Raw genomic sequence first — 20395 nt, 5'->3', positions numbered from 1 at the left:
ATCATGAAATTTCACATAGAAATCAATACGTTAGGATTATCACGTTATCGCAAGCATCTGCGTCATAACGTATGTATAGGAAAGATTCGACGATACTCGTGCGCCTCAAACGGTACCACGATGACCTATACGTATGCTGATTTAATCACTTTTCACCGTCGCCGCCTGCACCCCCGCACCCCCTCAGACACGGAAGGTCCCGACGCCACCACCCAGACCTATCGCAATCACCTCTCCACCCTGCACTCGTTTCTGACGTCCTTAGGGAAATCAGCCGATAGTCGTATCGGTCGAGAATTGCGCACACAGTTCGATGCGCACCTGACGTCATATGGGGATTCGCTGCAACTAAGCGCTCATACGAAAGCCGACCGCAGAAGTCATTTGCGCGCTTGGCGGGACAGTTTCAACATGCTGGAGGCTGAACACACCATGGCCTCGACTGCCACGGCAGCCACGGCAGCCGAAACGCCTCCATCCGGCTTTCATCAAACGCTCCGCCTAGCGGTCGCGGCTATACACGAATCGCCTACGAGTATCGCCAAGCGTTGCGGCACATCCGTATCGGCGATTCACCGCTGGCTAAAGGGGGCCGTTCCGAACATCCGAGCGTTGCCATCCGTGCGACGACTCGAGCAAGCGTTGGGACTGGAGCCGGACCGTCTTTGCGGCGCCGTCGCCGAACTGCGCACAGCTGATGCGGGTCAATCAACTGCAACTACCCCAAGCATTGCCTTTCGCGAACGTCAACGGCGCAATACAAAAAATCCTTATCTCTCGCGCTTCGATACGATGACTTCGGACTTTGTGTCGGAATGGACGGCGCTCTTTGACTACAAAGTTACTAAGTTCCCAAAAATCGAGCGCTCGGGCAGGGGCGTATGGCGCCTACTTCCAGCAACCAAGATTGGTGCCAGCTTACCTCAACTGGCCTATCACCATGGACAAGGGTCTCCTGCGGCCGCGATGACGCTGGGGCGACTACGCGCATTCTTCGGATTTCTCGCGCTACCCACCTCCACGGGTGGGTGGGGCCTGGCATCCGCCGAGGCACAGTCACTTGCCTGGTTGGCAGTACCAGAAGCCGTCGATGCGTATTTAGAGTTTATGACGTCACGGTCCGACGGGCTCATCCATTGGGGCCAAAGCCAATTCGCAGCACTTGTCGCTTGTCTGACCCATCCACGCACCGGCTATCTGGCACAGCAACCGGCATTCGCTTGCAAGGTCACTGTCGCTCAGGCGGGGCGTCAGTGGGAAACAATGTGCGAACAGACTTTTAAGCTGTGCGGTGTTTGGAAAAAATCGGCCACACAAGTATCTCGCGACCCCCAGGACCCGCTGCGCGGTCTAATGATGCTGCAAGAGCCATTGGCGCCAGTTCTACGCGCCATCGAAGCCCTAGACCAAGCCGCTGACGCGGCTCCATCTGGCAGCCGCCAGGAGAGCGTATTTAAGCGCGACGCACTACTGCTTTCGATGCTCCTCGCCAACCCGCTGCGAGCACGCAATTTTATGCTGATGCAGTACCGGGATGACCAGTCCGGCAACCTATATCGCCGACAGGATGGTCAATGGCGGTTGCGGTTCATCGCTGCAGATTTCAAAAATGAAAAGGGTGCAGCACACAAGAACTACGATGCTCCGTTGCCGCGCGCAATGGCCAACCGCATTGTCGATTACCTGGACGAATTCCGACCCCGGTTGCTGCACAAACAGCCTCTCGCTGCGTGGGTATTCCCGAGTAGTCAGACCTCAGAAAAATGGGAAGGACTTAACCAGCAAGTCTTGAAGCTAACTCGCCGACTGATTCCGCATTGCCCCGGCTTCGGCCCCCACGCCGTGCGTCACCTTGTCGCCACGGATTACCTGTGCAAGCACCCTCATGATTACCCCACCGTTGCTCAATTGCTGCATGACAAGCTCGAGACCGTGCTAGCGGTGTACGCGCACTTGAGACAGGACGATTCATTCGGGCGCTACGAAGCGCATCTACAAGCCATCACCACCTAGGAGACGCTTTGCACAACGTACGAATGCTCGCCCCTATGTTCCGCAGGCATCAATCGGGGCCTGCGGCTTGTCCTCCGGTGGTGCATCTCAATCGAAATAGGTGAAAAGCTGGGGGCGGCTTCTCTGCGCCCCCAATTCTCCCCCCAGAGCCTAGCCTCTGCCGACGGTACTCGCAACAATACGGGTAAAGAGTCCCTGCCCAGTCTACCAAGTTCTTCTCCATGCCTCACTGCTTCTCGGCATTAAGCTGCCTCCGCCACAATCGGCGACCATGCCATCAGACACTCGTCGAACTCAAAGTTCGTCACCGGATTGGCACCGAGTAGCTCTGCCAGCCGTTGCCGGGTAACCAGTTCAACGTGGTTGGCTTCGGCTTGGCTGACCGCACCGCTGGTAAATGCCTGATTGGTAACGGCTATCTTGCGGAATTTTGTGCCCGCATATTGCGCTTGGTATTTGGCGGCGCCCGCTGTTACCTCTTTGATGGCATCCCATCCGACCTGGTCGTTGATAGAACTCTTGCATTGAAGGAGCACCCCTTCACGCCCTCGCAAGGCTACGACGTCGATACCACCGTCACCACGCCGCTTCGGTGTGACTACTGACTGATATCCAGATTTCCCCCAGAGCAAACAACATAAGACCTCAAAGCTGAAACCGTCCATCCGGTCGACATCGTCCATGGTGAGGTAGCGCTTTGGCACAGCGGCGCCTTCCCCGGCACTGCTTACGAGCTCGCTAAAGGTCGCATCTCCGCCGGTGCCGTTCAACATGGTCACCAGTTCCCCCTGGTCTAGCGTGGAACCCGCGAGTCCCGCTTTCCGCTTCAGCAGTTGGTCAAGGCGAACTTCGAATGTGTCAAAGTCATCCGCCACGACCGTCGGGCAATACACGAAGACATCACGCTCTTGCCCGATACGGAAAGCGCGGTCGGTCGCCTGCGACTCCTTCGCTGGATTCCACGCCCGGGTGAAGTGGAATACATGGTTAGCGGCAGTGACATTCAGGCCGGCCCCCGCCGCCAAAGTCGAAAGAATGATGACGTCGAACCCCCCGGTCTGCGCAAACTTGTTGAGCAAGGCCTGTCTCCCCTGTGAATCACCATTAATGGTGATGGGCTTGATGCCAAAGGATTCACGCAGGAAATAGAACAGGGCCGCTTGAACTTCGCGTAGCTCGGTAAAGACGATTGCCTTCTCGCCGGCCCGCCGGACGCCTTCCAACCGCTCGAGCAACCAACGCAGCTTGGGCGAGTTCCCCAGGTGCGCATCACGACCGCTCTTATCCATCAGGAACTTCGTCCCAGGCAGACAATAGGGTTCGGCGCAAACGGCTTTCATGAGATGAAGTGCACCGAAGGAGAGCCTTGCTCGCTTGCGTCCATCCGATTCCTGGGTCGCATCCTGCAGCTTCTTCAGCCCCCCCTTGTAGAGGATGCGTTGATGCTCAGACATGCCTATATCAAGACGCTCGTGCTCTTCAAGAGTCGATTTGAACTCCACTTCCGTTCCTGTCGCCGCCTTCTTCGCAAAGAACTTACGCGGGAGTTCGTCCGCAATATCGGCCTTGGTTCGTCGGAGCGTCTGCGGCGCAATCGTGGATTGGAGATACCCGAGAGCCTGTGCCTCATCCTCCGTCTTGCACTCAATCGGGCGGCGATAGGTCTTGCCGAACTCCTCCAGCGCCCCCAGGAGGCCGGGCTGAACGAAGTCGAATAGGCACCACAAATCCGCGAGGGAGTTCTCCACCGGCGTGCCGGTACACGCGATGCGGAAATCAGCCTTCAGCTTCTTCGCGGCCAAGGTGACCCGGGTCCCCGGCGTCTTGATACGTTGCGCCTCGTCGCAAATGACCATTGCAAACGGCTGTTTCGCGAACGAAAACTCATACGAGGTCAGCACCTCATACGTGGTGACAATAACCTTTGCGGACCCCGCCCAGTTTGGCTTCAGCAACTCAACAATGCCCTGTTGTTGGAGCTGAACATCGATGAGACCTAGCGGTTGCCGCCTTGCCTTTAGTGCCTCCCCATACAGCACCAGCACCTCGGGGAATGACGGCGTGAAGAACTTTGCCGCCTCATTCGCCCAATTTTCCAGGAGGCTCTTGGGGGCAAAGATGACCGACGGCGCAGACTGAGGTCGCTGTTCGTAATACCAGCCAAGCAGGGACAGGAGCTGCAGCGTCTTTCCCAAGCCCATATCATCCGCCAGAAGGGCCCCGCGGCACTCGTGAGGCGCCTTCGACACAAGGTGCTGGAACCAGGCCACGCCTTTCCTTTGATGTTGCTTCAATCCAACTGTGGGTCGCATTGAGCGCGGGAGTTGCGCCTCGGCGTCCGCCGGAAGTGCCAGGGAGGCCTTGCGCACCTCAACGTAGTCAACACCATGAAAATTGGTCTTAACCAGCAGGGTCTGCCGCGCACCGCGCGTCTCTTTGGCGCCGGTGGCAGCCTCTCCTTTGACTCTCTCCTGAGCCCCAAGCATGCTCTTGAAACTCTCGACCAACGTTCTGGCCTGCGCGGTCGCGACAGCGGTCGGGAGGTCGGGATTGCGCACCGAAGCCTGCCCATCCTTTTCGGCTTCGCCTACCTGCACGTCAAACCCTTCGACCCATTGCTTGCTCAGCGGGATGACGACATCCCCCTCGTGGCCTTGCAACGTCACACGGACCATGGGGGTCAGGTCCGAAGGCGTCCAACCGTCCTCCCCCTCACGCTTGTTCGACGGCGCCTGGAAGACTGGCACGTAAATGGGCTTGGCTTCCCCAATCCCCTCGATGCGGCTGCTGTACCCGTCCAGTTCGTAGACGTCGTCGAACGATATCTGCTCGGCCGGCTGCGTGCGCCACAGGTGCGCCAACTGTTGACCTTGCTCCAACTGAAGCGTCGATTCCGCATCGACGGTGAGGTCATACTCCTCCCAGGCGAAACGCTCGCGGTCGTGCTCGAGGGCTGCACGCAGTGCTGCGTTAAACGCGTCGAGCTCATCTGGCGTGGCAAATGACTGCCGCTCGGTACGGGCCGCGCCCCCGGCAAAATGCTCCGTCACGCAGAGGTCCACGGAATTCAAACGCGCGTCCTCGATGCGGCCCACAATGCCAAATACCGCGGCCAGCGCACCGGCCCCTGCCCGGTCGAGTTCGAAGTCGTCCTCGTTCAGGACTTCATGGGCACTTTCACCAAGGTAAGCCCAAGGGTTATGTATGAATTTCTCTGCTTTGGCGCCGGCCACGCGTCTTCCCGGCATCTCGCGTTTGATGACCTCCAGCACCTGGCGTACCGGGTCCGCGACAACCACGCGCACCCGTCCGGCACCTCGGGTCAGGTCATAATGGGGTTGCACCCCATTGAACCCATCGAAGGCATTCAGCCACCCGTCGGGGGCGCCATCGAACGTCGGCGCTACCGTCAGCACACGGCCAAACGGCGTTTCCGATTTGGCCAATGGGAGCCGTAGTGTCTGTGGCGTCAGCACGTAAGTGGTTTCGAGGTAAGGTGTCGCGTAAAGCGCGCCGGCCTTGTCCGCGCATCCCCGGATACGACCCCACGCGAGCTCATTGTCGTGCTGATTCCGTTTGTCGCCCGGTCGCCGTCGAAAGGCATCGACCTCGGCGACCGTAGCCCACGCGTCCGCTGACAGTAGCTGTGGTACATCGCCAATTTCTACGACGGCGCCTTCGACGCGGTTGGGCTTCACGCCGCGACTCCCATCGGCCCATCCGGTCACCACAATCTCGAATTCCGGCTCCGAGAGTGTCCCGGTACAACCCAGAATGGGTCGCAGCGGACCAATTGGCGGCAGCCCTAACAGTTGAATCGCGCCTTGATGCTCCGCGGAGCGCAGCAGCCCATAGGCGGCCTCCCACCCAATCTGCACGCCATTGATGTCGAGGCTGCACTGCTCCTCGGCTATCAACTGAGCCAAATAGGCCGCGAGAACTGACTCGCCGGGGCCCGCTCGGTCAACCGCAGCCAGCAACGCCTCCAAGGTTGGCTCGTCAAGCGGCTTCGCGAACACAACATTGACGCCATCCTGGGTCCACGTTGTATTGAGTACCGGCCTATCAGGTGTCGAGCCTGAGGTGCGCTTGAAGAAATCGAACAGTCCCATCAACTCTCCGGAAAATACCAGGCTTGGCTCTTATTCGCCCACCGGAAGCCAAACGCCTTGAGTCCGGCAGCGAGCTGGGCATTCTGCAGGTCGTCATTCACCCACAGCCGCCCACCATTTGTACTCCGTCTGTCATCAATCCGTGCCCCCGGGAATCGGCTGACGAGACCACGCACTAGCAACATATCTGGTCCGCCGCGACCACTCCCTGCCGTGGTGCTAGCGGTCTGTGTCCCTCGCGAGGAGGAAGCGCCTGCGCTTCGACTCGACGATGCAGCGGTGGCATGCGGTTGGCTTGCTGGCGCATCGGGCCGGATGCCAATGGTTCTCAATTTGTCGTCCGCACGGGGCTGCCAGCCCGGGGTATGCACAATTCGCGCCGCACACCCCTCGCGATACCCTGCCGCCAAGTCTTCTGTCCCGCCATCATAGTGGTGACTATAGGGCTCGAACGGGAGTGACGTGGCCTCATACACGTAACACGCGTTTGGCTTCTTGCTGAACTCGATAATAAGAAATGAGCCAATCTGCATCATGAACGCATCAACATCCTGCTTGCCCGTGAACCTGGCGTAGGAGCCCTCTTCCCGTGCAATCAGGTCGCGAACTCCAGCATTACTTGACTTGAGCGCCATGGTGTCTGCACTGAAGACTAGTCGCGTCCAGTCAATCTGCTTCATGTATTTGGACCAGAAGGCTAGTCGCCCTTCATCGGCCTTGTTACGCGCAGCCAGAATGTCAAAGAAATCCTTGAGATTGCGCTCGTTGACCCAGCCCAAGACCATCCGCCAGACGGGCTCAGGCACGCGATTCCAGGCCGTGGCAATCCCTGCCGATTTCAGTTTGGGATTCTTCCAGACCGAGGGTTGCACCACAAAGTCGCGCAGACGCTCGTCTTGGGAAGCGCCCTTGCACGCATGGTAACGAACAAGAATCAACTCGACCGCTTCATCCCGAAACACCGGCTTATCGTGAATCAGCTGCAGCAATCTCGGAATCCGCTGCCTGAACTCCGCATCCGTGGTTGCGGTGGCTTGGCGAACGACCCCCAATACCAAGGCGTGCCAAAACCAGCTTGAAGGGGGGATGCCGAGGTCGGCAGCAATTCTCTCGACCGGCCCGGTGTCGCCCATCAGGTAGCTACGTGCGTATTTGTCTGCCGGCTTGTCGGTCAATACCTGTGACTCGCTCCGGAGCACGGCCACCCAATCGGGAACCTGCGAGCTGCCCGTCCCCCTGTCAATGACGGGCCAGCTCCGTTCGAGGAAAAGGCGAAGTTGTTGCCAGCCGGCCTTCGCCGCATCCGACACGCTAGCGCTGGGGTCAAAGGAAAAATATGAGCTCAGCAGGCCATGCCAGGTAAGCCGCCACAGCTCGCCGTTTTGCGCCTCGACCTCATAGGAGGCCAGGAGCGCAGGGAAGTGCTTACAGCCAAGCGCCACGACGCCCGACAACTCACGAATCGGCTCCGCCAGGGCCGACGCCGCGAGGTCGCGCTGCCACGCATTGAGCGTTTGACCGCGAACGAGGGCTCGGGCGGCCGCATAGGCATCCTCTCGGTTCCGTTCCCCTTGGCTGTATCCCTGAAACAACTTCTCCGACTCGGCGGCTTGTTGTTTGACATACTCGGGGAAGCCGAATTTGCCTCCCGAGATGTCCATCGAGGCCAGCGCATCGGCCAACCCGAACCTCAGGCGCTCTAGCGCCACCGTGGCTAGCACTGTCCGAACTCCTTGGTGTTGGTGAGCGCGTTCGCCGGCGGCCCCTTTTCGTCTACCCCCCAGAACTCAATCTTTAGCTCCACGCGGCGGCTGGCCGCCTTGTCCTGGCGAATGGAATTGAAGGAATAACCGCCGACCAGAAAGAGGTCCTGGACTTGCCGGAGCTGAGACGCCGTCAAAATGCGTTCGCCCGTCGCGGGGCGAGCAAACAGCATACATACCACGCTTCGGCTACGATTGAGACTCAGGCCAAGGTTATAGAGGTACGTGCCATCCTGGTCCGTGAACCCTTCCACGACCACCCGACGCATCCATCGCTGCCCTTCCGGGGTCGACTTGGCGTTCAATAGCACTGGAATATAGTCACGCAAGAAGCGTGCAGCGTCCGGCTTGATGGAGTAGTCGCCACTCTCGAACCGTACGACGTCGCCCAAGTCAATACGGTAGGTCGACTCGTCGACGTTGACATTCTTCTGGGCAGAGTCTCGCTTGATTTGCGCCATCACGCCGCGAATATCCTTCTCGCGCTGAATCTTCGCTTCCTCTTCAGCCGTCAGGTTCTTGGTGACGGCGACAAGGGTCACCGCCATCACCACCAGAAACAGCGTCATGAGTGCCGTCATCAGGTCGGAGAACGAAATCCAGAACGGACTTTCGCCCTCCGCCTTGGCGCCACGCTTGAGAATTACCCGGCCGAGCATCTCACGTCTTCCTCATACGATGAACTGCGGTCGCCAGTTCCTGCACGACGCCATTCAAGTGCCCCGTCCCCTGCGAGAGGTGACGGTCAGTCTCTGCGATGGTCTGCTTGACGGAACCGACCAGCTGAATGCCAAACTCATGGAACGCCTTCAGAAGGGCATCATTGACGCTATCCAGATGCGTACGGCTATCGGACTCGGCTCGCCGCAACGCTTCCACGCTGGCCTTAATGCTCTCGACCAGGTCCTTAGAGACGCCCGCCTCCTTCTTCGCCGCTTCGATTAGGCCGGTCAGCGATGCCACCTGCGCGTCGACGGTCCTGCGCGTGGAGTCGTACTGGTCAAATCCACGCTGGACCGCCACTGCCGCCACCTGCAGCGTGTTTGCTGCCGACGTCAGCTGCTCCGACACCCGTGTCGACCGGTCAAACACGCCACTTACAGCACTTCCTGCAGACTCAAAACGCTGGGCTGCGGCACTCAGGGTCAAGGCGCCCTGATTCATGCCGTCGATAGCGCGCAAGGATACGTTGCCCAGGGCATCAATATTGTGTTGCGTCTTGGTGACCTGGTCGGCGACGGACTTGAGCAGACCATCCACCTGCGTTGTGAGCCCCCCGACGAGCTGGTTGGTCTGGTCACTCAGCTGTTGATTGCGACTCGTCTCCTCGGCTGCGGCCGCCTTGCGGAAGCCCTCCATGCGCTCCATGCCGGCGGCAACCTCCCCCAGCACCTTCATGACCGCGTCATCCATCGCGCGCTTCGACTTTTCCTGCTCATCGCTGACCAGGCTCCGGAACTCCTGGACAAACTGCCGCATCTGGTCCGTGAGAACCTGCTGATTATCAGCCGCCTTCTTCATCGCCTCTTCCAGCGTGCCACTCATCTGGCTGGCGGCGTGTTCATTGGTGGTCTTAATATCCGACAAAAGGCTTTGAAGCGATGACTGGACGGCAGTCATTGCGTCCATGGACCGCTGCATTTGCTCATTGATGCCGCGCATCTGGCCGCCGAATGTATCCTCCAGCTTCGCCATAAACCCGGACAGCATGGTCTCCAACATCCCCGTGACCGCTTCGCCGTTGCCGCGGTGGGTCTGCTCCATCGCGTCCGTCATCCGTTGAATCGGCGCAGCCAGAGACCCGGAGATGGTCTCTCCGATACGGTCGCCCAGCAGTCGGGAAGCTTCCTGCTGAGCCTGAATTTGACGGTCGACCAGGTTGTTCATCAACTTGGTCATGTCTTCGACCAACGCATCCTTAAGCTGCGCGGTATGTGCCTCATTGCGCTCGGACGATTGCACCAGCCGAGACAGATATTCTTCCCCCGCCCCCGTCTCATACAACGCATCGATAGCCTGGTTCAGACGCTCGACCAACTGGTAGAGGCAGGCCAGGACAAGCCTGCTGGCGAAGGTCACGCCCATCGCGCAACCGATTGCAGCAGCGGACGCCACAAAGGCGTGCTGCACCCCCGCCATCAACGGCTTCAGCCCCGACACGGCGGCGGCAGTGGAAGAGGGGTCAAATTTCCCCAGCCCATCCAATAGGCCCGCAAAGGTGCCGATGATGCCGAGCCCAGTAAGAACACCCGGCAGATGGCGCGTGAAATCGTCGAACAGGCGACTGTCCACAAGCACTTCCCGGGTGAAGAACGCTTCTGCCGGCACCGTGGCTCGCACCTCCACCACGCTCAACTCCCCGTTCGACGCCTTCTTCAACTCATGAAGCGTGTGGCTGTACTCCGCCCACAAATGCTTGACAGGCGCCCAGCGAAAAATATCGGCAAGGTCATCAGGACGGACGCTGCTGCCAGCCTTGCGCAACAGTTCGATGCGGCGGACGGATGCGCGCAGGCGCCACCACAAGGGTATGCCACGTATCCCGTAGCCGACCAGAAACGCTCCGGTCAGCAGGACAACCAGCACAAAGACGCCGAGGGGTAAGCCGCCCAACTGGCCCAAGGTGGGGCTGRTGCCCGCCAGAAACGTCTGCAGTCCACTCATCGCCCCCTCCCCACTGCCGTCGTTTCTTGGCGAGTTGAAGACTCCCCGCCGATGCCATGGCGCTGACAGTAGTCGGCCAGTACCACCTCGAGCATATTGGTGAGGCTGCGCTTCTCCCGCTGTGCGGCTGCCTCAAGGAGGGCTTTGAAGTGAGGCGTCACGCGGAAGCTGATGCCGACAGATTTCTCTGAACTCATAACGGAATGTGTATGGCGTTTTACAATACACATTACATCACGTGTTACCAAAGGTTACAATGTGTAACCGGAAGCGCAGTGTGTTTCCGCGCACACAGATGGGCGGCAGCGCTGGCACGTATCGACCGTGTACGCACCGTGAACGAACGCCGCGACCCGTGCCGGTAGGCCGCTCCGCCAGACGGCGCGACGAGCCCACGCTCGCCTCGTCGCGGTGCACCCGGCGGGACCCCATGCTGGCCATGACGGCACACTGACTCGAGAGCGCCCCCGCCGTTGCGACGAACCGCATCACCAAACCCTCGCTGGCCCGGGTGTGGCAACGCGCGGTGACGAGCGCCGGACGCCCGTCACCGCTGCGCCGGCTCCCAAATTGGGCCGGCCGGACTGCTACAGAACGCTGCTACAGCGCGCGGCCCCGCGGCGGGCTGGCGCCGCCGCTGCCGGGCCCCTATACTGCCCTTGCAGTCTCCCTGCCACGCGTGCTATGGTGCGGCTTCCAGGAGAATGAGGCGGTCTGGCTACCACCGGATTACCCCCTCTACCGAAGGCGTACCCCTGAAACGCTCAGGTGCAGAAGACTGGAAACCGATAAAACTGGAGAGCGCCGGACCGGACCACCAAGCGTGGCGCGGCATGCGGCCGCCGAAGGGGCAAGCCGGCACCCGTGGTGGGTGCGGCGAATCTCTCAGGCAAAAGGACAGTGGGGGCAGACAGGCCAGATGGCCTGTCTGCCCCTTTTTGCTGTCCGGAGCCTGAAGAATGAAAGTCATCGTGATGGGAGCCGGCGTGATCGGCGTCGCTTCTGCGTGGTACCTGGCCAAGGCCGGGCATGAGGTGGTGGTGCTGGAGCGCAACGCGGGCGCCGCCCGGGAAACCAGTTTTGGCAACGGCGGCCAGATCTCGGTCAGCCATGCCGAGCCGTGGGCCAACCCGGCCGCGCCGCTGAAGATGCTGCGCTGGCTGGGCCGGGAGGATGCGCCCCTGCTGTTCCGCCTGCGCGCCGACCCGGCGCAATGGTCGTGGGGACTGAAGTTCCTGCGCGAGTGCACGGCTAAGCGCTCCACCCACAATATGATCCAGTTGCTCAACCTGGGCACATACAGCCGCGCCAGCCTGCAGGCCCTGCGCGAGGAAACCGGCATCGAGTATGACCACCTGACGCGCGGCATCCTGCATTTCTACACCAGCCAGAAGGAATTCGACGCGGCCATCGAGCCGGCGCGCATCATGCGCGAACTGGGCTGCGAGCGCCGCGTGATCGGGCCCGACGAAGTCGTACGCCTGGAACCGGCGCTGTCCAATATCGCGCCGCGCCTGGCTGGCGCCACCTATACCAGCGAGGACGAATCCGGCGACGTGCACCGCTTCACCACCGAGCTGGCGGCCAAGTGCGAGGCGCTTGGCGTGCGCTTCCGCTACGGCGTGCGGGTGCAGCGCCTGCATGCCGATGGCGGCAGGATGCGCGGCGTGGAGATCGCCGATGAAACCGGCGGCTACCAGATCGAAAGCGCCGATGCCTATGTGCTTGCGCTGGGCAGCTTCAGCCCGATGCTGGCGCGCCCGCTGGGGGTGAAGCTGGATATCTATCCGGCCAAGGGCTACTCGGTGACGCTGCCGGTACTCGACCCCGCGCGCGCGCCCAGCGTGAGCCTGACCGACGACGAGTACAAGCTGGTGTTCTCGCGCTTTGGCGACCGCCTGCGCGTAGCGGGCACCGCCGAGCTCAATGGCTATGCGATGGACCTGAACCCGGTGCGCTGCGACGCCATCGTCAAACGCACGCTGGACGTGTTCCCGGACATGAGCCGTCCTGAACTGGCGCGCTTCTGGACGGGCCTGCGCCCGGCCACGCCGGGCAACGTGCCGTATATCGGTGCCAGCGGGATCGACGGCCTCTACCTCAACACCGGCCACGGCACGCTGGGCTGGACGCACGGCTGCGGCTCGGGCCGCGCCATTGCCGACATCATCAGCGGTTATGTGCCGGAAGTGGACTTTGCCTTCAGCGGCGAGCTGCCGGCGCACAAGGGCCCACGCGCGCTTGCCGCGGCGGCAAGCCCGGCCGGCGTGACGGCACACTGAGCGCGAACTGCGGCGTTCGTTACCGCGCCCGGCCACCTGCGCCGGGCGCTTTGCCTTTAACATGTGCGTCCACGACTCCGCAGGCTCCCCATGAAGCTTAACCAGCTGCGCGCCCTGGCCGCCATCGCCGACACCGGCAGCATCCAGGAAGCCTCCCGCATCCTTCACCTGACGCAGCCCGCGCTGAGCAAGGCCATCAAGGAACTGGAGAGCAGCGTAGGCGCCACCTTGTTCGTGCGTTCGAGCAAGGGCGTGCGCCTTACCCCCCATGGCCAGCGGCTGGTCACGCATGCCCGGCTGATCAGCGAGAACGTGCGGCGCGCGCGCGAGGACCTGGAAGACATGATGGGCAGCGTGGTCAGCGAGATCACGGTTGGCGTGACGCCGGTCACGGCGGTGATGCGGCCGATGGCGGCCTGCCTGAGCACCTTCCGGCGCGAGTTTCCCAACGCGCGCCTGCGCGTGCAGGAGATGCGGCCGACGCAGTTGCTGGAGCACCTGCGCGAGGGCACCATGGACTTTGCCGTGACCTCCCAGTTGCTGCCGGCAGACCGCGGGCTGGATTGCACCCAGGCCTGCCGCCTGCCGACCATCATTGCCGGGCGGCGCGGGCACCCGCTGCGCGCGGCCCGCTCGGTGCGCTTGCTGCAGCAGGCAGACTGGCTGGTGCTGGACCCGCTCTCCGACACCAGTTCGCCCTTTCACCAATTGTTCGCGGGCAATGGCCTGGYGCCCCCCGCGCGCGTGATCGAGTGCACTTCCATGGGACTGGCGCTGGAACTGTGCTGGAAGGCGGATACCCTGATCCTGCTTTCCAGCGAATCGCGCGGCAGCAAGTTCGTCACGGACAATATGGACTTCATCGAGGTGGAAGAGCCGGTGCCCGAGCGCGCCATCTCCCTGGTCACGCGCGACCGGCACGTACTGACCTGGGCCGCGGCTCGCCTGCACGACGCCATGCTGGAAGCGCTTTCCGGCAACTCCCCGGCCCCGGGCGGCGCGGCCGCCCCCTGAACTGGCCTGCGCCTGCGCCGTTGCATGGACGCGCGTAAGCTGCCCCCCGCCGGCTTGCGCGGCACCCCTCCCCCCTTTGAGCATCGCCCGCCATTCCCGATGGCTGGCGCCCATGCCCGCTTGTTCCCGCCCATTTCCGCCTATCCCCGCCTATTCCCGATCCTCATACCCATGAAAAAAAGCGAAGTGCTTATCCGGCGCCTCGCTCTTACCATGCCAGCACACCAGTAGAGACGGCGCCGCGCCGCAGCCGTCCCGAGCCAATCCCACCCGAGGAGGAAAGCATGACCCACGCGCCTACCGCGCTATCCAGCCCCGCCGGCACGGCATCCACCGCCGCCCCTACCGCGGCCCGCCCGCATTCGCGCCGCGCCATCGTCGCCGCCGCGATCGGAAACGGGCTGGAGATCTACGACTTCACCGTCTACAGCTTCTTCGCCGCCACCATCGGAAAGTTGTTCTTTCCGTCGAGCAGCCCGCTGGCTTCGCTGTTGCTGTCCTTTGCCACGTTTGGCGCCGGTTTCGTGATGCGTCCGCTCGGCGCGGTGCTGATCGGTGGCCTTGCCGACCGGCGCGGCCGCAAGACCGCGCTCACGCTCACCATTGCACTGATGACCGCAGGCACGGCGCTGATCGCGTTCACGCCTACCCACGCCAGCATCGGCGTGACGGCGACCGTGCTGGTTGTGCTCGGCCGCTTGCTGCAAGGCTTGTCGGCGGGCGGCGAGGTCGGCGCGGCATCCGCGTTGCTGCTGGAGTCGGCAAGCAAGCGCAACCGCTGCTTCCTGGTTAGCTGGCAGGCCGCCACCCAAGGCGGCGCCGCGCTGCTGGGCGCGCTGACAGGTGCTGCGGTATCGGCCCTGCTCAGCCCGGAAGCCATGCATGACTGGGGCTGGCGCCTGCCGTTCCTGCTAGGCCTGCTGATCGCGCCCGTGGGCATGTATATCCGCCGCCATCTGCAGGAAACGCATGAAGGCGGGCAGCACGGCGGCATCGGCGCGGTGTTCCGCGAGCATGGCCGCACGCTGCTGCTGGGCATGCTGCTGATGACCGGCTCGACTTCGTCGATGTACATCATGGTGTTCTACATGCCCACCTACCTGGTGAACACGCTGCACATGCCGCCCGTCACCGCGTTCCTGGCGGCGTGCATGGCCGGCCTCGCCATGCTGGTGGTGGCGCCCTTGTCCGGCCTGCTGGCCGACCGGCTGCCCCACCGCAAGCCGCTGCTGTTTGCCGGCGGGCTGGCATCGCTGGCGCTGGTGTACCCCAACTTCATGCTGCTCTCGTCGGGGCCGGAGCTGCCGCTCACCATGGCGCTGATCGGCGGCGCCGTGGCGCTGATGTCGGTCAGCAGCGGCGCCGGCGCCGCACTGATGATGGAGGCGCTGCCGCGCCACCATCGCGCCACCGGTATGTCGGTAATGTACAGCCTTGGCGTGACCGTGTTCGGCGGCTTCGCCCCGCTGATCGTCACCTGGCTGATCGCCGCCAGCGGCAGCAACATGGCGCCGGCCTGGTACCTGTTTGCCTCCGCCTGCATCAGCCTGAGCGCGCTGGCGCTGTTCCCCAGCCACCCGGGCCGCGACTGACGCGCGCCAGGATCGTCTTCCCCTCTTTCCCTCTTTCCCGATTCCACAGCACATCCAGGATCGTACTGTCATGACCCAGACTCCAGGCAATGTCCCGTCCGCCCTGAACGAATCCACCGCGCGCTTCGCCGAACTGCGGCACCGCATCCACGCGCATCCCGAGCTTGGCGCCGACGTGCCGCGCACCGCCGGGATGGCCGCCGCCCTGCTGCGCGAGTGGGGCTACGACGTGCACACCGTCGGCGGCCATGGGCTGGTGGCGCAATTGAAGGTGGGCAACGGCACGCGCAGCATCGGCATCCGTGCCGACATGGACGCGCTGCCGCTGCAGGAGCGCACCGGCCTGCCCTATGCCAGCCAGGTGCCCGGCCGCATGCACGCCTGCGGCCACGACGGCCATACCGCCACGCTGCTGGCGGCCGCCGAATACCTGGCCGCCACGCGCAACTTCGACGGCACGCTCAACCTGATCTTCCAGCCGGACGAGGAAGGCATGACCGGCGCGCTCGCCATGATGAACGACGGCCTGTTCGAGCGTTTCCCCTGCGATGCGATCTACGCCTTCCACAATGCGCCGGGCCTGCCGGTGGGCATGGCGGTGGTACAGAGCGGCCCGATGGGCGGCTCGTCGGACCGCGCCACGATCACCTTCCGCGGCAAAGGCGGGCATGGCGCCATGCCCCACCGCGCCGCCGATCCCACGCTGGCGCTGGCGGCTACCGTGGTAGCGCTGCAGGGCATCGTGGCGCGCAACGTGGCGCCGGTCGATGCCGGCGTGATCAGCGTGGGCCAGATGGAAGCCGGCAGCACCTACAACATCATCCCGGAGACCGCGACGCTGAAGCTGAGCGTGCGGGCCACCGTGCCTGAGGTACGCGACCTGCTGGAAAACCGCATCCGCGAGGTGGTGACGCACCAGGCCGCCTCCTGTGGCGTGGCGGTGGACATCGCCTACGAGCGCCTCGCGCCCGCGATCTGCAATACCGTGGAAGCCACCGCCATCGCGCGGCAGGCCGTGGCCAGCGTGCTTGGCAGCGACAAGGTCATCCAGGTGCCGCCATCGATGCAGATGGGCAGCGAGGATTTCGCATGGATGCTGGAGAAGATGCCGGGCTGCTACTTCGCGCTGGGCAATGGCACCGGCGAGTGGGTCGGCTGCTCGATCCACAACGACGGCTACGACTTCAACGACCAGTTGATTCCGCTTGGCGCGGCGTGTTGGGTCGCGCTGGCGGAGGGGTATCTGCGGGCCTGAGCGCCGGAGCGCCGGGAACCCTGGACATCAAGGGGCAACGATGGAAGTTAGCCGGGAAGACTACGACAACTTCGTGAAAGACCCTGACCGCTTGCCTACTGACGTGGGCCCGGAGTGCCACGTGCCGCGACCCGCGGCTCCCGGCCCACGAAGATGCGCGATGGCAGCACGAAGCCCCGCAGGGCCAGCATCTCCAGTGGTCCCTGGCCGACCTCGGTACGCGTCAGGTAGCGCACCGGATAGGTCAAGTCCGCCATAACAGGCACCTTGGCGCTGCGCGCGGTCAGACTGTCGGGATCTTCGGCGAGGGTCTGGCCATGCCCGTCGGCCTGGTTCTTGGCGCCTGGCTCTTCTGGCGCATCTGGCCTCGCCTGCCACGTCAACTGGTAGTTCGCGCTATCGACCGGCTCGATGTGCGCCTGCTCCAGCATCCGCACCAGTCCCCAGCGGCCGCCGAACTCGTAGTTCTTGTTGGTGCCCGCCGTCTCGGTCTGCCACTGCAGCCGGGTACCCGGGTCCTGCAGGTTGTTGCCCGGCCAGGTCATCGCCTGCCAGGTCTCGCGCTGGTTGTAGTAGTGCAGCTTTTGCCCATCCAGCGTCAGCACGGTGTCGGTCAAGCCCGGGGTTGGGATCGGCTTGAACTCGAAGCGGTACCGGGGCTCGCCCTGCGCCAGCAGGTGCGCCGCAATGCGCTGCAAGGTGTTGATCGCGTTGAGGAAGGCGGGATCGAAGGACTGTGCCTGCCCGCCGGTGGCTGCCGGCAGCCACTGATCGCCCTGCAACTCGAGCACGCCCGCCAGTTGCGTGCCGAGGAACGCGCCGATCAGTCCGCTTTGCGGGCGCAGGAAGCGCGCCAGTTCGGGCAGCGACGCATCGTTGGCGCTGTCGGCAAACGGATAGCGTCCGGCGAACGAGCGGCCCCACGTCATCGCGATGCTGTGCCGCCAGGCCTCGTTAAGGCTGGCCTGCGCCGGTTGCAGCACCGTCTGCGTCGCCTGCGAGATGGGCCGCACGAACAGCGTCTCGCCCATGCCCGCCCACTGGCTGCCGAGGCTGGCCGCCATCAGTTGGGCATAGGCCTGGGTGTCGGCGAGTTCCGAGCCCTTGCCCTGGAACAGCGCCTGCGCCATTTGCCGGGCCTGCGCGTCGGCATCGGCGCTGTTGCTGACCTGCTGCAGGCGCAGACGCAGCGCCGTTGCGCGGTCGAGGAACCGTTGCAGGCTCAGCTCACCGCTGGTGCCCGCGTTGGTGCCAGCATTGGCGCCGGCGGCTTGGCCCTGTGCCACCAGCCGCAGCACCGGGCCAAAGGCCGCTCCGAGCGGTCCCGCCGCGTCCGGCTTCGCCACCTCGGGTGCGGCCCCCTTCTTGCCCAGCAGGTCCTGCGCCTTGGCCACCAGCGTATCGGACAGCGTGTCCTTGCGCGCGCCGGCGCCACCCTGGTATTCGAGCGACTTCATCAGCGCGATCACCGGTGACTGGCGCGCGTCGGCCATCAGCTTGAGTTGATCGATCGCAGCCGGCAGGGTCGGCGCCGGTTCCCATTGCAGGCTGTTCATGAAGCCCTGCCAGCGCTCCGCGTAGTCGGCAAAGTACTGCTCGGTCAACGCCGCCTGTAATGCTTCGGCCGAGCGGCTCGCCGTCTGCTGCTGCGGCTTGCCGTCGGTCAGCACCCAGTCATTGGCGATTTCCGTACGCTTGGCGGCCTGCTCGATTGCGGGAACCACGTAGTCCTCATAGGCCTGCCGGGTAAAGACGCCGGGAACGATGGCGGCGGTCCGCACCAGCCCCCGGGTATCGGTGCCGGCGGTCAGGGACGCCAGGGTCTGGTCCGGATACTTGCTGCCACCGTTCTCACCAAAGGCTTGGATCATGCCCTGGTAGACAGTGGCCTCGGCGTTGCGCTCCCCGATCACGGCCAGCAGCGTCTGGCGTGCGCCGGCGACCAGTTCTGGCCGCGGCTCGATGCGCCAGGCCGGGTTGGCCTGCAGGTGCTGCGCATGGAACTTGAGCAGCCGCTCCGAGAGATCCAACTGCTCGCCCGGGGTAATTCGGGCATCGGTGGACCAATGCTGCACCAGTTGCGGGGTCAGGAATGCCGGCTCGGCGCGCTCGGGGTTGGCCAGCATCAGGTAGGACTTGAGCGCCTGGTGGCCACCCAGCGCCACCCGATTGGTTACCTCATCCAGCACCGTGGTCGGCAGTTGCACGAGATCCACCAGGGACGCCTCCAGATCCCGCTGCACGGGCGCGACGAGCAACTCGCGGCTGGCCTGCGTGTATGGCTTCCACAGCGCGGCTAGGACCGCCGGATCGCGATTCAGGCCAAAGCGGGTCAGGGGTACGTGATGCTGGGTGCGGTACTCGTAGCGTTCGATTTGCTGCTGTAAGGCGAGGAGCGCGCGCAGGCGGGCGGCCGGGTTGGGGGCCGACCGGATGTCGTTCACGGATTGTTGGGCGGCTTGCAGGTCCCGCCCGTTCAGCACGCCGGACACCAGCATGCCGGCACCCCACAGGCCGATAGCCGTCAGGCTCAGGATTGAAAACACCGTGACCGGGTGCCAGCCGGTCCGCCGTCCGGGTTGACGGCGGGCCGCATCGCCCAGGTACTGCCAGAGCGGCAGGTCGGCGCTGGTCGGCGCGCTCGCATCGGTGGCGGCAGGCCGTGGATACGGCGCGAAGACAATGCCGCCGACCGGGATGCGCCGGCGCCGCCCGCCGTTCAGGCCGGCAATCCATTCGGCGAGCGCCTTGCCGCGCGTGTCGAGGCACTGGGAAAGCTCGCCCATGTAGCGGTCGCGCTCGTTTTGCATCAGTTGCGCGACGCTGCGCTGCAACAGGCGGTCCCGCACCACAAGCAGCGCCTTCTCGATGGCTGCCTCATCCGCAAGACGCGGCAGTTCGCAACCGATGACCGGCGTATTGCCATTGGCGAGCGCGTCCGTCAGGGCCACATCGAGCAGGTAGACCGGGGCGGACCAGCGCAGCACCTCGGCGATGCGCGCCAGGCCAATACCGTAGGGATGGGTGACACGACGCTGTGCCGGCAGGTCTGCCGTGCCGTCGGTGGTCAGGACCACGGCGTCCACCGGACGGCGGCGGCGTAGTTTGTAGAGTTGCTTGAGCCAGTCGGCGTCCGGCTGGCCATTCTGCCCGCTCTTGCTCCAYAGCAGCACCGCGTCGGGGGTGATCAGCCAACCCTGTTCCGCCAGGTCGGGCAACAGTCGGGCAATGGCAGCATCGTCGCCGGTGATCAACAGCCAGGGCTGGCGATAGCGCCAACGAAAACCGTGTCGCTGCTGCAACTCCTGGCGAAATGGCCCCAGCAGTCTTGGCTCAGATCCCTTCCGGTCACTGATGGCGAGAATGCTCGCTTGCGTCGTGCCAGCCATCTCCGATTTCCGAAGACTTAACCACTTGCTCAATGTATGCAGGGCATCCCACCAGCGGCCCAGACGATCCAACGACGCGACAATCGCCAGCACAATGGCGCCAACAGCGACCACTGATAGCCAGAAGCTCCGCGCTTCTGGCGTCTTGATATCAGCGTACTCGCCCCACATCCAGATGGCACCGGCGAATACCAGTGCGAGAACGAGTATCAAGGTGAGGTCGATCTGCAGCTTCTTCATTGTTCGGGAGATACGTTCATGCCCATGCTCTGAACTCAATCGGGATACTTGATGCCCTCACGCCAGTCGCA

10 protein-coding genes and 1 riboswitch are annotated in these 20395 nt (G+C 63.3%); of the genes, 5 read left to right on the top strand and 5 right to left on the bottom strand.

The annotated features are described in order from the left end of the window. The first annotated feature begins 3 nt into the window (after window positions 1–3). On the top strand, window positions 4–2013 hold the full coding sequence (locus tag AC1DT6_RS07800) for a hypothetical protein (RefSeq protein WP_441629762.1): 2010 nt from the start codon (window positions 4–6) through the stop codon (window positions 2011–2013). A gap of 242 nt (window positions 2014–2255) precedes the next feature. On the opposite strand, the gene AC1DT6_RS07795 is transcribed toward AC1DT6_RS07800, so the two are convergent. Genes AC1DT6_RS07795 through zorA form a run of 4 tightly spaced genes read right to left on the bottom strand, consistent with a single transcriptional unit; the run spans window position 2256 to window position 10552 of the window. Beyond that, window positions 2256–6125 carry an SNF2-related protein gene (locus AC1DT6_RS07795; RefSeq protein ID WP_441629761.1) on the bottom strand — a complete coding sequence of 1290 codons (3870 nt, stop codon included), beginning with the start codon at window positions 6123–6125 and terminating at the stop codon, window positions 2256–2258. Continuing rightward, window positions 6125–7846, bottom strand: coding sequence for an EH signature domain-containing protein (locus tag AC1DT6_RS07790; protein ID WP_441629760.1), 1722 nt, complete (start codon window positions 7844–7846; stop codon window positions 6125–6127). Before AC1DT6_RS07790 ends, AC1DT6_RS07795 begins: the two co-directional genes overlap by 1 nt. Beyond that, window positions 7840–8547 (bottom strand): OmpA/MotB family protein, encoded by a 708-nt coding sequence (locus AC1DT6_RS07785; RefSeq protein ID WP_441629759.1) that lies wholly within the window; start codon window positions 8545–8547, stop codon window positions 7840–7842. The genes AC1DT6_RS07790 and AC1DT6_RS07785 overlap by 7 nt, the downstream gene beginning before the upstream one ends. A gap of 1 nt (window position 8548) precedes the next feature. Next, window positions 8549–10552 (bottom strand): anti-phage ZorAB system protein ZorA, encoded by a 2004-nt coding sequence (zorA, locus tag AC1DT6_RS07780; protein ID WP_477114583.1) that lies wholly within the window; start codon window positions 10550–10552, stop codon window positions 8549–8551. 784 nt (window positions 10553–11336) lie between these two features. Then, a riboswitch (glycine riboswitch) is annotated at window positions 11337–11463 on the top strand. A gap of 48 nt (window positions 11464–11511) precedes the next feature. Here zorA and AC1DT6_RS07775 point away from each other — a divergent pair. The 4 genes from AC1DT6_RS07775 (at window position 11512) to AC1DT6_RS07760 (ending at window position 16695) form a co-directional block, all read left to right on the top strand. Beyond that, the gene (locus AC1DT6_RS07775; protein ID WP_441629757.1) at window positions 11512–12834 is read left to right on the top strand and encodes a D-amino acid dehydrogenase; all 1323 of its coding nucleotides are present in this window, start codon (window positions 11512–11514) and stop codon (window positions 12832–12834) included. A 90-nt stretch (window positions 12835–12924) separates the two neighbouring features. Next, entirely contained in the window at window positions 12925–13848 is a 924-nt protein-coding gene (locus tag AC1DT6_RS07770; protein ID WP_477114582.1) for a LysR substrate-binding domain-containing protein, read from the top strand. Window positions 13849–14132: 284 nt separating this feature from the next. Then, window positions 14133–15440: an MFS transporter gene (locus AC1DT6_RS07765; protein ID WP_441629755.1), complete on the top strand. Its 1308-nt coding sequence runs from the start codon at window positions 14133–14135 to the stop codon at window positions 15438–15440. A gap of 70 nt (window positions 15441–15510) precedes the next feature. Beyond that, window positions 15511–16695 carry a M20 aminoacylase family protein gene (locus AC1DT6_RS07760; RefSeq protein ID WP_441629754.1) on the top strand — a complete coding sequence of 395 codons (1185 nt, stop codon included), beginning with the start codon at window positions 15511–15513 and terminating at the stop codon, window positions 16693–16695. A 95-nt stretch (window positions 16696–16790) separates the two neighbouring features. Here AC1DT6_RS07760 and AC1DT6_RS07755 read toward each other — a convergent pair whose 3' ends face one another. Then, window positions 16791–20324, bottom strand: coding sequence for an ImcF-related family protein (locus AC1DT6_RS07755; RefSeq protein WP_441629753.1), 3534 nt, complete (start codon window positions 20322–20324; stop codon window positions 16791–16793). Window positions 20325–20395: the final 71 nt, after the last annotated feature.

It is taken from the genome of Cupriavidus sp. 01L45, assembly GCF_056399885.1.
The sequence above is the reverse complement of the archived record's forward strand: the minus strand, read 5'-3'. Positions and strand labels throughout refer to the sequence as shown.

Excerpts from the sequence above, each read along its gene's own strand:
- AC1DT6_RS07800 (WP_441629762.1), top strand. The coding sequence starts at position 4 with ATGAAATTTCACATAGAAATCAATACGTTAGGATTATCACGTTATCGC.
- AC1DT6_RS07795 (WP_441629761.1), bottom strand. The coding sequence starts at position 6,125 with ATGGGACTGTTCGATTTCTTCAAGCGCACCTCAGGCTCGACACCTGAT.
- AC1DT6_RS07785 (WP_441629759.1), bottom strand. The coding sequence starts at position 8,547 with ATGCTCGGCCGGGTAATTCTCAAGCGTGGCGCCAAGGCGGAGGGCGAA.
- AC1DT6_RS07775 (WP_441629757.1), top strand. The coding sequence starts at position 11,512 with ATGAAAGTCATCGTGATGGGAGCCGGCGTGATCGGCGTCGCTTCTGCG.
- AC1DT6_RS07765 (WP_441629755.1), top strand. The coding sequence starts at position 14,133 with ATGACCCACGCGCCTACCGCGCTATCCAGCCCCGCCGGCACGGCATCC.
- AC1DT6_RS07760 (WP_441629754.1), top strand. The coding sequence starts at position 15,511 with ATGACCCAGACTCCAGGCAATGTCCCGTCCGCCCTGAACGAATCCACC.